Here is an 11,967-nt window from a genome sequence, read left to right as displayed (position 1 = left end):
CCGCGCGCGGCTACGCAGGTGGCGTTCGCAGCGCCGCCTCCGGTGCGGCACGCGCCCAGGCCAGCAGCGGCTCGCAGCGCCGGTGCATGTCCAGCCGGGCGCCCAGGCGCACCATGTTCCAATAGTGGCCGTTGAGCGCCCGGGAGAGCAGCAGCGTATCCGCCGGGGGCTGCAGGCGATCCATGGCGGCCCACACCCGAGGCGAGAGCTCGCGCAGCCGGCGATGGATGCGCACGTCGGCAAAATCCTGCTCGCCGGGGGCGAACAGCGGCGCAATGGCCTCGGCGGCCTCGCGATACAGCGCCAGCGGCGCGCCCTGGCCCTGACGGCCGCCCAGCGCCAGCAGGGCGTCGTCCATGGCCATGGGATCGCCGGCAAGGGTGGCCTCCAGCAGCGCCATCATGGTGACAAGGCGAGCTTTCGGCACCGCTATCACCGCGCCGAAGTCGTAGATAATCAGCCGCGACTCGGCGTCCACGGCAAAGTTGCCGGCGTGGGGGTCGGCGTGAAGCTCGCCGTAGGTGAAAAGCTCTTCGGTCAGCCAGTCGGCCAGGGTAGCGGCCACCTGCTGACGCAGGCCATCGTCGGCCGCGGTCGCCTCGTCAAGAGGCGTGCCCGCCAGGTAGCGCATGGCCAGCACGCGCTCGCCGCACAGCGCCTTAATGGGCTCGGGGATGCGCAGCCGCGGCTCGTGGCGATAGCGCACCCGGTAGCGGGCCAGAGTCTGCGCCTCGGCGCGGTAGTCCAGCTCGTCGCGAAGCCCGGCGGCCAGCTCCTCGAACAGCGCGTCCAGCCGCGACGGGGAGACGTTGAGCCAGCTGCCCAGCCGCATCATCCGCTTGACCTGCCGCAGATCGCTTTCCAGAGCGCCGGCAAGGCCCGGGTACTGCACCTTGAGCACCAGCGTTTCGCCGTCCCGGGTGACGGCCCGATGCACCTGGCCCATGGAGGCGCTGGCAAAGGGCGCCTCTTCGACATGGCGAAAGCGCGCCTCCAGGTCGCCGTACTCGGCGACCAGCACCTCGCGGATGCGCGGCCAGGGCATGGGCTCGGCCTGGCGCTGCAGGCGGGCCAGCCGATCGGCCAGCTCCGGCGGCAGCACGTCGTCCCACTGGGCCACGATCTGCGCCAGCTTCATGGCCGGGCCGCGCAGCTCGGAAAGGCCGTCAAACAGCGCCTCGCCCAGAGCATCCCAGTCGGCGCTGCCGCCCATGCGGTTTTTCAGCATCGCGCCGCCGGTGCGCGCGCCGAGCCCGAAAAGCCGCCGCGTTCTGCCACGTTCACGCATCAACACGTCCTCTGAACGGATATATCTACAAAAGCTATACGAAAAACAGACGAAAAGAAAACCCTGGTTAACAGACGGTGTCGCAGACGCCCGCCCGACGGCGCCGGCTCTGCTACCATGGCGTCCCGCTTTGTCTCCGAGGGCGCCCGATGCGTTTGATCATTGCCGAAAAGCCCAGCCTCGCCCGGGCCATTGCCGAGGCGCTGCCCGAGCGTGCCCGCCGGGACAACGGCGCGCTGCACGCCGGCGACACCGTGGTCACCTGGTGTTTGGGCCACCTGCTGGAGCAGGCCCCGCCCGAGGCCTACGACGCCGCCGACAAGTCGTGGCGCCTGGACCGCCTGCCGATTGTGCCCGCCACGTTCAGGCACGTCCCCAGACCCAAGGCACGCGGCCAGCTCGCCGTGATCCGCCGGCTGCTCAAGCGGGCCGACAGCGTCGTCCACGCCGGCGACCCGGACCGGGAGGGCCAGCTGCTGGTGCAGGAAGTGATCGAGTATCTGGGCTACCGCGGGCCGGTCAAGCGCCTGCTGGTGAGCGACCTCAACCGCCCGGCGGTGAAAAAGGCGCTCTCAGGGCTTGCCGACAACGCCGACTTCGTGCCGCTGTACCGCGCCGCCCGGGCACGCTCCCAGGCGGACTGGCTGTACGGCATCAACCTCACCCGAGCGTGGACGCTCACCGGCCGCCAGGCCGGCCACCACGGCGTGCTCTCCGTGGGCCGGGTGCAGACCCCGGTGCTGGGGCTGATTGTGCGCCGGGACGCCGCCATCCGGGCGTTTGTGCCCTACCCGTTTTATCCGCTGTGGGTCGACGTGGCCGTGGCCGGCGGCGAGCTGCGCGCCTGGTGGGCACCGGATGAGCGCCACCGGCTGGACGACAGGGGACGGCTGCTGGAGCGCGCCCCGGCGGACGCCCTGGCCGAGGCGCTACCCGGGCGGGAAGGCCAAGTGACCCGGCTGGCCCGGCAGGAAAAGCGCCAGGCCGCGCCGCTGCCCTATTCGCTTTCCGCGCTGCAGGTCGATGCGGCAAGGCGCTACGGGTTTTCCGCCAAGGCGGTGCTGGATACCTGCCAGGCGCTGTACGAGCGCCACCGGCTGATCACCTACCCGCGTTCGGACTGCCGCTATCTGCCCGAAGCCCACCTGACAGACGCTCAGAAGACGCTTGGCGGCGCTTGCCGCACGGACTCAACGCTTTCCGGCTGGCTTGGCGGCGCCGACTTCCGCCTGCGCTCGAAGGCCTGGAACGACAAAAAGGTCGGCGCCCACCACGCCCTCGCCCCCAGCGGCAAGGCGCCGGATTTCGACCGGCTCTCCGCCACCGAAGCCAGGGTGTTCAGGCTGATCGCGCGCAACCTGCTGGCCCAGTTCTACCCGCCGCTTGTGACCCTCGACGTTCGAGCCGAGCTGACCATTGCCGGCGACACCTTTCGCGCCGGCGGCCAGCAGGTGCTCGACCCCGGCTGGAAGCCGCTTTTTAGCCGCCGGGAAGAGGCCCCGCCGCTGCCGCCGCTGCAGGAAGGCGAAGCGTGCCGGGCGCTTGCCGCCGGGGTGGAGGCGCGCGAGACCCGCCCGCCGGAGCCGTTTACCGACGCCAGCCTGATCAAGGCGATGATGAATATCGGCCGCTACGTCGAGGACCCGGATGTCAAACGCACCCTGCGCGAAACCGACGGCCTGGGCACCGAGGCCACCCGGGCGGGCATCATCGAAACCCTGGTCGCCCGCGGCTATCTGGTGCGTCGGCAAAAGGCCCTGCGCGCCTCCAGGCTGGGCGCGGCGCTGATCGGCGCGCTGCCCGAAGCCGTCGCCACCCCGGAGCGCACCGCTCTCTGGGAGCAGCGCCTGAGCGCTATCGCCGAGCGCAGGGACGACGACGGCGCTTTTCAGCAGGCGCTGGTCGAGGATTTGCGCGGGCTTTTAGCCCAGCGTGACGCCGGCCGGCTGCGCCAGAGCCTGCAAAGCGCTCAGGGCGAGGCAGCGCCAGACGGCGGCGGTAAATCCCGGCGGCCGCGCAGGCGCCGCCGGTCGTCCCGGTAAGCCGCACACCGAGCCGGCAGCGGGTCGGCGCTTGCATTGGGCCGCGAAGCTCCGGCATTCTGAGCCCTTTGCTGTCACCCGACACCGTTGCGTGGCGCACCGCCTGGATAAAGCCCACCCTATGATGAGGAGTACTCGCTTCATGTTGCATCAACTCATGCCTCGCCTGCGTACCGCCGGCCTGCTGGGCCTGATGGCCCTCTCGCCGACGGCCTTCGCCCAGGATTCCGGCCCGGCCATGGACACCGAAACCTTTCAGGACTGGGAGGTCAACTGCCCGGTCAACGCCGGCGAAGGCAACTGCGCCATGACCCAGATGGTCGAGGACGCCAGCGGCGAGCCGGTGCTGCGCGTGGTCGTGGGCAACCCGCGCCAGCTGGACAGCGCCGCCATGACCATTCTCACGCCCCTGGGCGTGCGCCTCGCTGCCGGCCTGCAGCTACAGGTGGACAGCAACGAGCCGGTGGGGATGCCCTACCAGGTCTGCCTGCCCCAGGGCTGCCGGGCCGACCTGCCGCTGGAGCGGGAGCTGCTGTCGCAGATCAAGGGCGGCTCCACCGCCACGGTGAGCATGATCGACCCCGACGGCCAGCGTTTGGACCTCGACGTCTCGCTGATGGGCTTCACCGCCGCCAAGCAGTACCTCGACCAGCATTAAGGCGCCGGCCGGCGCGCGGGAAAACTCATGACGATGGCCGACTCAGCGTCGCACCTTGTTGTCGGCCCCGGCGCGCTGGGGCGCACGCTGGCCCATGCGCTGGCGGGGGTCTTCCCGGTCACGCTGATCGCCCGCCGCCCTCTGCCGGCCCGGCAGAGGCTCACCACCCCCGAGGGAAAGACCGTCACACAGCGGCTGTCCGTTGCCTGCATGGCGACGCTCGAGGACACGGCCCCGGCGTTTGTCCATCTGACCACCAAAGCCTACGCCGCCGAAGCGGCGGCCGAGGCCGCGGCCAGGCGCATCGCCCCCGGCACGCCGCTGGTGCTGTGGCAAAACGGCTTTGCCGTACAGCCGCGCCTGACCGCGCGCTGGCCGGGGCCGGTGCTCTGCGCCTCGACCACGGAAGGGGCCTACGTGGTTGACGACGCCACCACGGTACACGCCGGGCGCGGCGCCAGCGTCATCGGCGATTTGCGCGGCCGCCACGCCGGCCTCGCCCGAGCGCTGGCCCGGGCGCTCGACCGCGCCGACCTGGCGGCAAGCGCCGTGGACGACATCGAAACTCGGCTGTGGCAGAAGCTGGCGGTGAACGCGGCGATCAATCCGCTGGCGGCGCTTTACGAGGTGCCCAACGGCGCGCTGGCCGAGCCGCGCTTTGCCGCCGAGCGCGAGGCCGTGATCGCCGAGGTCGCGGCGATTCTCGCCGCCGACGGCGTGGCCCCGCCGAGCGGCGGGGGCCAGGACGGCTGGCAAACGCTGGTGGAAGGGGTGATGAAGACAACCGCCGGCAACCGCGCCTCCATGCTCCAGGACATCGACGCCGGCCGGGCCACCGAGCGCGACGCTATTCTCGCGCCGCTGATCCGCCGGGCCAGCCACCACTGCCTGCCCTGCCCTGCGCTTTGCGCGCTGAACGCCCGGCTGGCGGAGAAAGAAGCCCGCTAGTCAAGATCGGCCAGCGGGTTTTCCTCCCAGAGCTCGGCCAGCATGGTCTCGACAAAAGCCGGCTCCACCTCGGCCAGGCGGGCGTAGCGAAACTGCGGGTTGCGGTCCTTGTCCACCAGCAGCGCGCGCACCCCTTCGGCAAAATCCCCCAGCCGACAGCACTGCACGGAAAGCGATAGCTCCGCGCGCAGGACCTCGGCAAGCGACATGTACCGGGTGCGGTCAAGCTGGGCAGCGATCAGCCTGATGGACAGCGGGCTGCCGTTGGCCAGCGTCTGCCGAGCCCGAGCAAGCCAGTCGGCGTCGCTGTCGTCGTCGAGAATCGCCGCTACCTGCTGCGCCACGGTGTCGTGGTCCATCAGCCCGCGTACGTGCTCGGCATGCTCCGCCGCGGGCATGGGCATGGCGTCGAAGAGGCCTGCCGCGTCGGCTTCGCGCTCCAGACCGCGGAGCACGCCGCTGACCACGGCGTGGGCGTCGCGCGCCGCCGTGGCCCATTCGGCATCCACCAGCCCCCAAAGCAGCGCCTCCCGGCTGTCGCTTGCCAGCAGCCGGTCGGCAAACCCCAGCCGGCGGGCGTCCCTGGCGTTGAGCCGGCTGCCGGTGAGCGCCAGAAAGCGCCCCATCTGGCCGGGCAGGGGGTTGAGAAACCAGCTGGCGGCAACGTCCGGGTAAAGCCCGATGGTCACCTCGGGCATGGCAAGCCTTGTGGTTTCGGTTACCACGCGGTGGCTGCCGCCGCTCAAAAGCCCCATACCGCCGCCCATGACGATGCCGCTGCCCCAGACGATCACCGGCTTGGCATAGGTGTGCAGGGTATAGTCCAGGCGGTATTCCCGGGCAAAATAGCGCTCGGCAAAGTCCGACGCTCCCTCAAGCGCCTCGGCGGGCACCTCGTCCGGGGCGACAATCGCGCGGTACAGCGCCACCACGTCGGCGCCGGCGCACAGGGCCTTGTCCCCGGCGCCGCCGAGCACCACGGCGACCAGGCCGGGGTCGTCCTGCCAGGCCTCAAGCCGGCCAAGCATGGCCTCGATCATGTCAATCGTCAGGGCGTTTAACGAGCGCTCGGCGTTGAGCCGAATCTCGCCGATGCGGTAGCCGCCGCGGGCGGGGTGTTCGATAAAATCAACGCTACTCATTGTGCAGACTGCCTCTCAGAAACCGGTGAAAGAAGGGGCCGCCGGCGGCTTCTAGCCGGTGTTGCGCAGGCCGGCAGAAATCCCCGCCATGGTTACCATCAGCGCCCGGGAGAGATCCGCGCTGATCGCGCCGTCGGCGTCGCGGTTGCGCTGCAGAAGTTCGGCCTGAAGCCCGTGCAGCGGATCGATATAGGGGTTGCGCACGGCGATGGCCTGGTGGATCAGCGGCGTTTTTTCCAGCAGCTCGTCCTGCTCCAAAAGCGTCAGCACGCTGTCTTCCAGGCGCTCGAAGCGCTCGCGCAGCTTGCGCCCCAGCGTCTTCAGCGACGGCTCGTCCACCAGCCGATGTTCGTAATAGGCGGCAATGCCTATGTCGGCCTTGGCCAGCAGCATTTCCAGCATGTCGAGGTAGGTGCCGAAAAACGGCCAGCTGTCGCGCATTTCCTTGAGCACCTCAAATCCGCCGGGCTCGGCCAGACGCCCGGTAAAGGCCTGCTCGCTGCCAAGCCAGGCGGGCAGCATCAGCCGGGTCTGGGTCCAGGCGAAGATCCACGGAATCGCCCGCAGGGTTTCCACGCCGCCGTCCTGGCGCCGCTTGGTGGGCCTCGAGCCCAGCGGCAGCCGGCCAAGCACGTTCTCCGGCGTCACCGCGCGGAAATACGGCACGAACTCGGGGTCGTCGCGCACCACCCTGGCGTAAACCTCGTGGGAGGTTTGCGCCAGCTGATCCATTTCCTCGCGCCAGCGGGGCTCGGGCGCCGGCGGCGGCAGCAGCGTCGCTTCCAGCACCGCGCAGGCGTAGATCTCCATGGAGCGCAGGGCAATATCCGGCTGTCCGAACTTGAAGCGAATCATCTCGCCCTGCTCGGTCACCCTGAGACTGCCGTTCACCGAGCCCGGCGGCTGAGAGAGAATCGCCGCGTGGGCCGGGCCGCCGCCGCGACCCACGGCGCCGCCGCGGCCGTGGAACAGCCGCAGCTTGACGCCATGGCGATGGCAGATATCGACCAGCGCTTCCTGGGCACGGTACTGGGCCCAGGCGGCGGCCAGCTGGCCGGCGTCCTTGGCCGAATCGGAGTAGCCGATCATCACTTCCTGGCGCCCCGGCATCAGCTCGCGGTACTGCGGCAGCGCCAGCAGCTGGTCGATCACTTCGCCGGCGCGGTTCAGGTCGTTGAGCGTTTCAAACAGCGGCACGATGGGCAGCGTCACCCGGCCGCCGACTTCCTGCAGCAGCAGCGCCACGGTGAGCACGTCGGAGGGCTCGGCCGCCATGGAAATGACGTAGCTGCCAAGCGCCTCGGGGTGCTCTTCGGCCACCACGCGGAAAGTTTCCAGCACCTCGCGGGTTTCCGCCGAGCACTGCCAGCGCAACGGAATCAGCGGCCGGCTGGACCTGAGCTCGGCCAGCAGAAAGGCCTGGCGTTCGCTTTCGCTCCAGTCCTGATAGCGGCCCAGGGCCAGCTCGTCGGTGATTTCCTCGAGCACCTGGGCGTGACGGCTGGCCTCCTGGCGCAGGTCGAGCTTTGTCAGCGTGACGCCGAACACCGCCACCCGGCGCAGGGTGTCCAGCAGCGCGCCGTTGGCGATGGTGTCAAGCCCCGAGTCGCACAGCGAGCGGTAGCAGGACAAAAGCGGCGCGTAGAGCTGATCCCTTGTCTCGATGATCGGCCCGCCGTCGAAGCTGCGCCCTTCGAGTCGCGCCTCGGCCCAGTCCCGGGTGGCTTCCATCCGCGCGATGATGCGCTTGACCAGCTCGCGGTAGGGCTCGGCCATTTCGCCCACTTCGGCTTTCAGCGCGCTGTTGGCCTTCCACATGGAAAGCTCGTTTTTCAGCTGTTCCAGATCGCGCAGGTAGAGGTCGGCCGCCATCCAGCGGCCCAGCAGCAGCACCTCCCGGGTGACGCTGGCGGTAACGTTGGGGTTGCCGTCGCGATCGCCGCCCATCCAGGAGGCGTAGCGGATCGGCGCGGCGTCCAGCGGCAGACGCTCGCCGGCGGTATCCAGCAGCAGGTTGTCCAGGTCGCGGTGAAAATCGGGCACCGCCTGCCACAGCGAGTTTTCGATCACCGCAAAGCCCCACTTGGCCTCGTCCACCGGCGTGGGGCGCTCGTGGCGAATTTCGTCGGTGTGCCAGGCCTGGCTGATGAGCTCGGCCAGCCGCCCCCGGGCCCGGGCGGCGCGCTCTTCGCCGGCGTTTGCCCCTTCGATGGCGCCCAGGCAATCGTCGATGGCGTCGTATTTCTGAATCAGGGTGCGGCGAATGATTTCCGTGGGGTGCGCGGTGAGCACCAGCTCCACGCGCATGTCGGCAAGGGCCTTGACCAGCTCCCGGGGCGAGCGCCCCGACTCCCGGGCGCGCCGCAAAAGCTCCTCGAGGGTGGGCTGGGTGCCGGGCTTGTAGTCCTCCACGTAGCGAAACCGCGCGCGGTAGTGCTGCTCGGCAATGTTGGAGAGGTTGAGAAACTGGTTGAACGCCCGGGTTACCGGCAGCAGATCGTCGTCGGGCAAGTTGCGCAGGTAGTCGATCAGCTCGCGCTGCTCGAGCGTATCCTGCCGGCGTCCCTGCTTGGCCCGGGAGCGAATGGCTTCGATCTTGTCGACAAACTCCTGCCCCAGGTCATCGGCAATGGTATGCCCCAGGTTATCGCCCAGGATGCGGACGTTGTCGCGCAGGGATTCGTGCAGGTCGTGGCTCATGTCATGGCCTCCTGAAAAACCGGCCGGCAAGCCGGATCGCGGCTAATGGTTATCGCTTGAGCGATTCGAGACGCTTGGCCGCCTGCCAGCAGCGCTCGAGCTCCTCGGCCGGCGCCCGGTGCAGGCGTTGCTCGCCCTCGCCCAGGCGCTGCTCGACGTAGCGAAAGCGGGCTTCAAACCGGGCGCTGGTGGCGCGCAGGGCCTGCTCGGGGTCGGCCTTGAGCCGGCGTGCCAGCTGGGTGACCGCAAACAGCAGGTCGCCCACTTTCTCTCCGGCGTGTTCGCCATCGTCCCGGGTCAGCGCCTCTTCCACTTCGGCGAGCTCCTCGTGAACCTTATCCATGACGCCCCGGACATCGTCAAAGTCGAAGCCCGCGCCGGCGGCGCGCTTGCCGAGCTTGGCCGCTCGGGACAGCGCCGGCAGCGCCCGCGGCACGTCGTCCAGCGCCGAGGCCGGCGCCCGGGCGCGCTGCTCGCGCTCCCGGGCCTTGAGCGCCTCCCAGTTCTGCTTGACGTGGCGCTGCTCGACTCCGTCCGGATCCGCCCCCGGCGGGCGGCGCGATTCAAGCGTGCCGTCGGGAAAGACGTGGGGGTGGCGCCTCAGCATCTTGGCGGTCAGGGCATGGACCACGTCGGCAAAGTCGAAGCGCCCTTCTTCCTCGCCGAAGCGAGCGTAGTACACCACCTGAAACAGCAGGTCGCCGAGCTCGCCGGGCAGCTCGTCGTAGGCGCGCCGCTCGATGGCGTCGGCCACCTCGTAGGCCTCTTCCAGCGTGTGCGGCACGATGCTGTCCCAGTCCTGACGGATATCCCAGGGGCAGCCCTGATCCGGGTCGCGCAGCACCGCCATCAGCGTCAGCAGGTCATCCACAGTGTAGCGCATCACACACCTCCCTTGTGCTCGACGCCGGCCGGCGCGGCGTTGCGCAGCCGGCGCACTTCGATGACGTTTTGCAGCTGCTGGATGCGGGAAAAAAGCCGCCCCAGGGTTTCCAGGCCGTCCACCTCCAGGGTAATGCGCAGCCGCGCGGTACCTTCATCGGGGTCGGTGTCGGTATTGACCGCCAGCACGTTGACTTTTTCGTGGCTCAGAAGGTTGGTGACGTCGCGCAGCAGGCCGGAGCGATCCCAGGCCTGGATGTCGATGGTCACCGGGTAGCGGGTCTGCTCGCGCTCGCCCCACTCGGCCTCGATAATGCGCTGGGGATCGTCGGCGCGCAGCTGCAGAAGGTTGGCGCAGTCCTGGCGGTGAACGGTCACCCCGCGCCCCTGGGTGATGAAGCCGGCAATGGGCTCGCCGGGCACCGGGCGGCAGCAGTTGGCCATGCGGGTCTTGAGGTTGCCCACCCCCAGCACGGTGATGTCGTTTTGGGCCTTGCGGCTCGGCTGCCGCCGGGGCTTGGCCAGCAGCCGGTTGAGCTTTTCCTGGTCGTCGTTTTCGCCGAACAGGTGCTGGGCCTGGTTGAGCACCTGGCCGATGCGCAGATCGCCGGCCCCCAGGGCTGCGTACATGTCCTCGGGGCCGGCGCGGTTGACCGCGGCGGCCAGCCGGGAAAGGTCAAGGCCCTCCACCGCCAGGCGGCGCATTTCCCGCTCGAACAGCGCGCGCCCTTCTGCCAGGTTCTGATCGCGCGCCTGAAACTTGAACCAGGCCTGGATCTTGGCCCGAGCCCTTGAGGTGCGCACGTAGCCCAGATTCGGGTTCAGCCAGTCGCGGCTGGGGCCGCCCTTGCTGGCAGTGAGGATTTCCACCTGCTGGCTGGTCTTGAGCCGGTAGGTCAGCGGCACGATACGCCCGTCGACCTTGGCCCCCCGGCAGCGATGGCCGACCTCGGTGTGCACCCGGTAAGCAAAGTCGATGGGGGTGGAGACGCTGGGCAGGTCGATGACGTGCCCTTCCGGGGTGAACACGTAGATGCGGTCGGGCGCCACGTCGTTTGCCAGCCCCTCGCGCAGATCGCCCAGGTCGCCGACTTCTTCCTGCCATTCGAGCACGTGGCGCAGCCAGGCGATCTTTTCTTCATAGCCGCGGCTCTTGCCCCGGGAGTCGTGGCCCTTGTAGCGCCAGTGGGCGCAGACGCCAAGCTCGGCTTCGTCGTGCATGGCAAAGGTGCGAATCTGGATCTCCAGCACCTTGTTTTCCGGCCCGAGCACCGCAGTGTGAAGCGACTGATAGCCGTTCTGCTTGGGGTTGGCGATGTAGTCGTCGAACTCGTCGGGCACGTGGTGCCAGCGCGAATGGACAATGCCCAGCACGGTATAGCAGTCGGCCACGTTGGGGACCAGGATGCGCACCGCGCGGATGTCGTTGACCTGGGAAAAATCGATCCCCTTGCGCTTCATCTTGCGCCAGATGGAATAGATATGCTTGGCCCGGCCGCTGACGTCGTAGTCGCGAATGCCCTGATCGCCCATCAGCTGCTTCAGGGTCTCGACCACGTCGTTGATGTAGCGGATGCGATCCAGGCGCTTTTCCGCCAGCTGTTTGGCAATGGCCTTGTAGTCGTCGGCGTGCCGGTAGCGAAACGCCAGATCCTCCAGCTCCCACTTGACCTGGCCGATGCCCAGCCGGTGGGCCAGCGGGGCATAGATCTCGGCCACTTCGTTGGCCACCTCCAGGGACTTTTCCCGGGGCGCATCGCGCACCTGGCGCAGCGCGCAGGTGCGCTCAGCAATCTTGATCAGCGCCACGCGCACGTCGTCGACCATGTTGACCAGCATCTTGCGCAGGTTTTCCTGCTGGTTGTGCTGGCTCATGCCCTGGTGCGGCGACTGGGAGTGGCTGATGGCGGCCATTTGCAGCACGCCGTCGATCAACCCTGCCACCTCGTCGCCGAAGCGTTTAGCCACGGTCTCCAGCGTCATCAGCCGCTCGCGCACCGAGCGATAAAGCACGGCGGCCTCAAGCGCTGCCTGGTCAAGCTTGAGTTCGCCGAGGATATCCGCCATCTCAAGCCCCATGCGAAAGCTCGAGCTCGGCGTCAGAAAGCCGCGCGGGGCGTCGGGAGCCTCCCGTTCCAGCCTGTCGGCAAGCTCGCAGGCCTCGCGCAAGCGCTCGGCGTCGTCAAGGCGCACGTCTTCCTGCAGGCGCCTGAGCCATTGGGGCAGGTCTACCCTGCCGTCGGTCGTCAGCGGTTGGTCTTCACGCACTTTGACCATGTTGTTCACTTATCCTTCGGCCCAGCCGCC

The 11,967-nt window shown here is 68.7% G+C and carries 8 protein-coding genes; 3 read left to right on the top strand and 5 right to left on the bottom strand.

Features of this window, described 5'->3' with window-relative positions:
• Positions 1–10: 10 nt before the first annotated feature.
• On the bottom strand, positions 11–1,288 hold the full coding sequence (locus P1P91_RS07520) for an ABC1 kinase family protein (RefSeq protein WP_311885659.1): 1,278 nt from the start codon (positions 1,286–1,288) through the stop codon (positions 11–13).
• 149 nt (positions 1,289–1,437) lie between these two features.
• Between P1P91_RS07520 and P1P91_RS07515 the strand changes: the two genes are divergently transcribed.
• The 3 genes from P1P91_RS07515 (at position 1,438) to P1P91_RS07505 (ending at position 4,936) form a co-directional block, all read left to right on the top strand.
• The gene (locus P1P91_RS07515) at positions 1,438–3,330 is read left to right on the top strand and encodes a DNA topoisomerase III (protein ID WP_311885657.1); all 1,893 of its coding nucleotides are present in this window, start codon (positions 1,438–1,440) and stop codon (positions 3,328–3,330) included.
• A 142-nt stretch (positions 3,331–3,472) separates the two neighbouring features.
• Positions 3,473–3,988 carry an invasion associated locus B family protein gene (locus P1P91_RS07510; RefSeq protein ID WP_311885655.1) on the top strand — a complete coding sequence of 172 codons (516 nt, stop codon included), beginning with the start codon at positions 3,473–3,475 and terminating at the stop codon, positions 3,986–3,988.
• Positions 3,989–4,015: 27 nt separating this feature from the next.
• On the top strand, positions 4,016–4,936 hold the full coding sequence (locus tag P1P91_RS07505; protein WP_311885653.1) for a ketopantoate reductase family protein: 921 nt from the start codon (positions 4,016–4,018) through the stop codon (positions 4,934–4,936).
• On the opposite strand, the gene P1P91_RS07500 is transcribed toward P1P91_RS07505, so the two are convergent.
• The 4 genes from P1P91_RS07500 to relA are packed head-to-tail and all read right to left on the bottom strand — an operon-like array spanning position 4,933 to position 11,937.
• Positions 4,933–6,078 (bottom strand): enoyl-CoA hydratase/isomerase family protein, encoded by a 1,146-nt coding sequence (locus P1P91_RS07500; RefSeq protein ID WP_311885652.1) that lies wholly within the window; start codon positions 6,076–6,078, stop codon positions 4,933–4,935. The genes P1P91_RS07505 and P1P91_RS07500 overlap by 4 nt on opposite strands.
• A 51-nt stretch (positions 6,079–6,129) precedes the next feature.
• Positions 6,130–8,778: a phosphoenolpyruvate carboxylase gene (gene ppc, locus P1P91_RS07495; protein ID WP_311885650.1), complete on the bottom strand. Its 2,649-nt coding sequence runs from the start codon at positions 8,776–8,778 to the stop codon at positions 6,130–6,132.
• Between the two features lie 49 nt (positions 8,779–8,827).
• A complete protein-coding gene (gene mazG, locus P1P91_RS07490) occupies positions 8,828–9,661 on the bottom strand; it encodes a nucleoside triphosphate pyrophosphohydrolase (protein WP_311885648.1) in 834 nt (277 codons plus the stop codon).
• Positions 9,661–11,937 carry a GTP diphosphokinase gene (gene relA, locus P1P91_RS07485; protein WP_311885646.1) on the bottom strand — a complete coding sequence of 759 codons (2,277 nt, stop codon included), beginning with the start codon at positions 11,935–11,937 and terminating at the stop codon, positions 9,661–9,663. The genes mazG and relA overlap by 1 nt, the downstream gene beginning before the upstream one ends.
• Positions 11,938–11,967: the final 30 nt, after the last annotated feature.

The organism is Halomonas piscis (genome assembly GCF_031886125.1).
GTDB classification, from domain to species: domain Bacteria; phylum Pseudomonadota; class Gammaproteobacteria; order Pseudomonadales; family Halomonadaceae; genus Vreelandella; species Vreelandella piscis.
The sequence above is the reverse complement of the archived record's forward strand: the minus strand, read 5'-3'. Positions and strand labels throughout refer to the sequence as shown.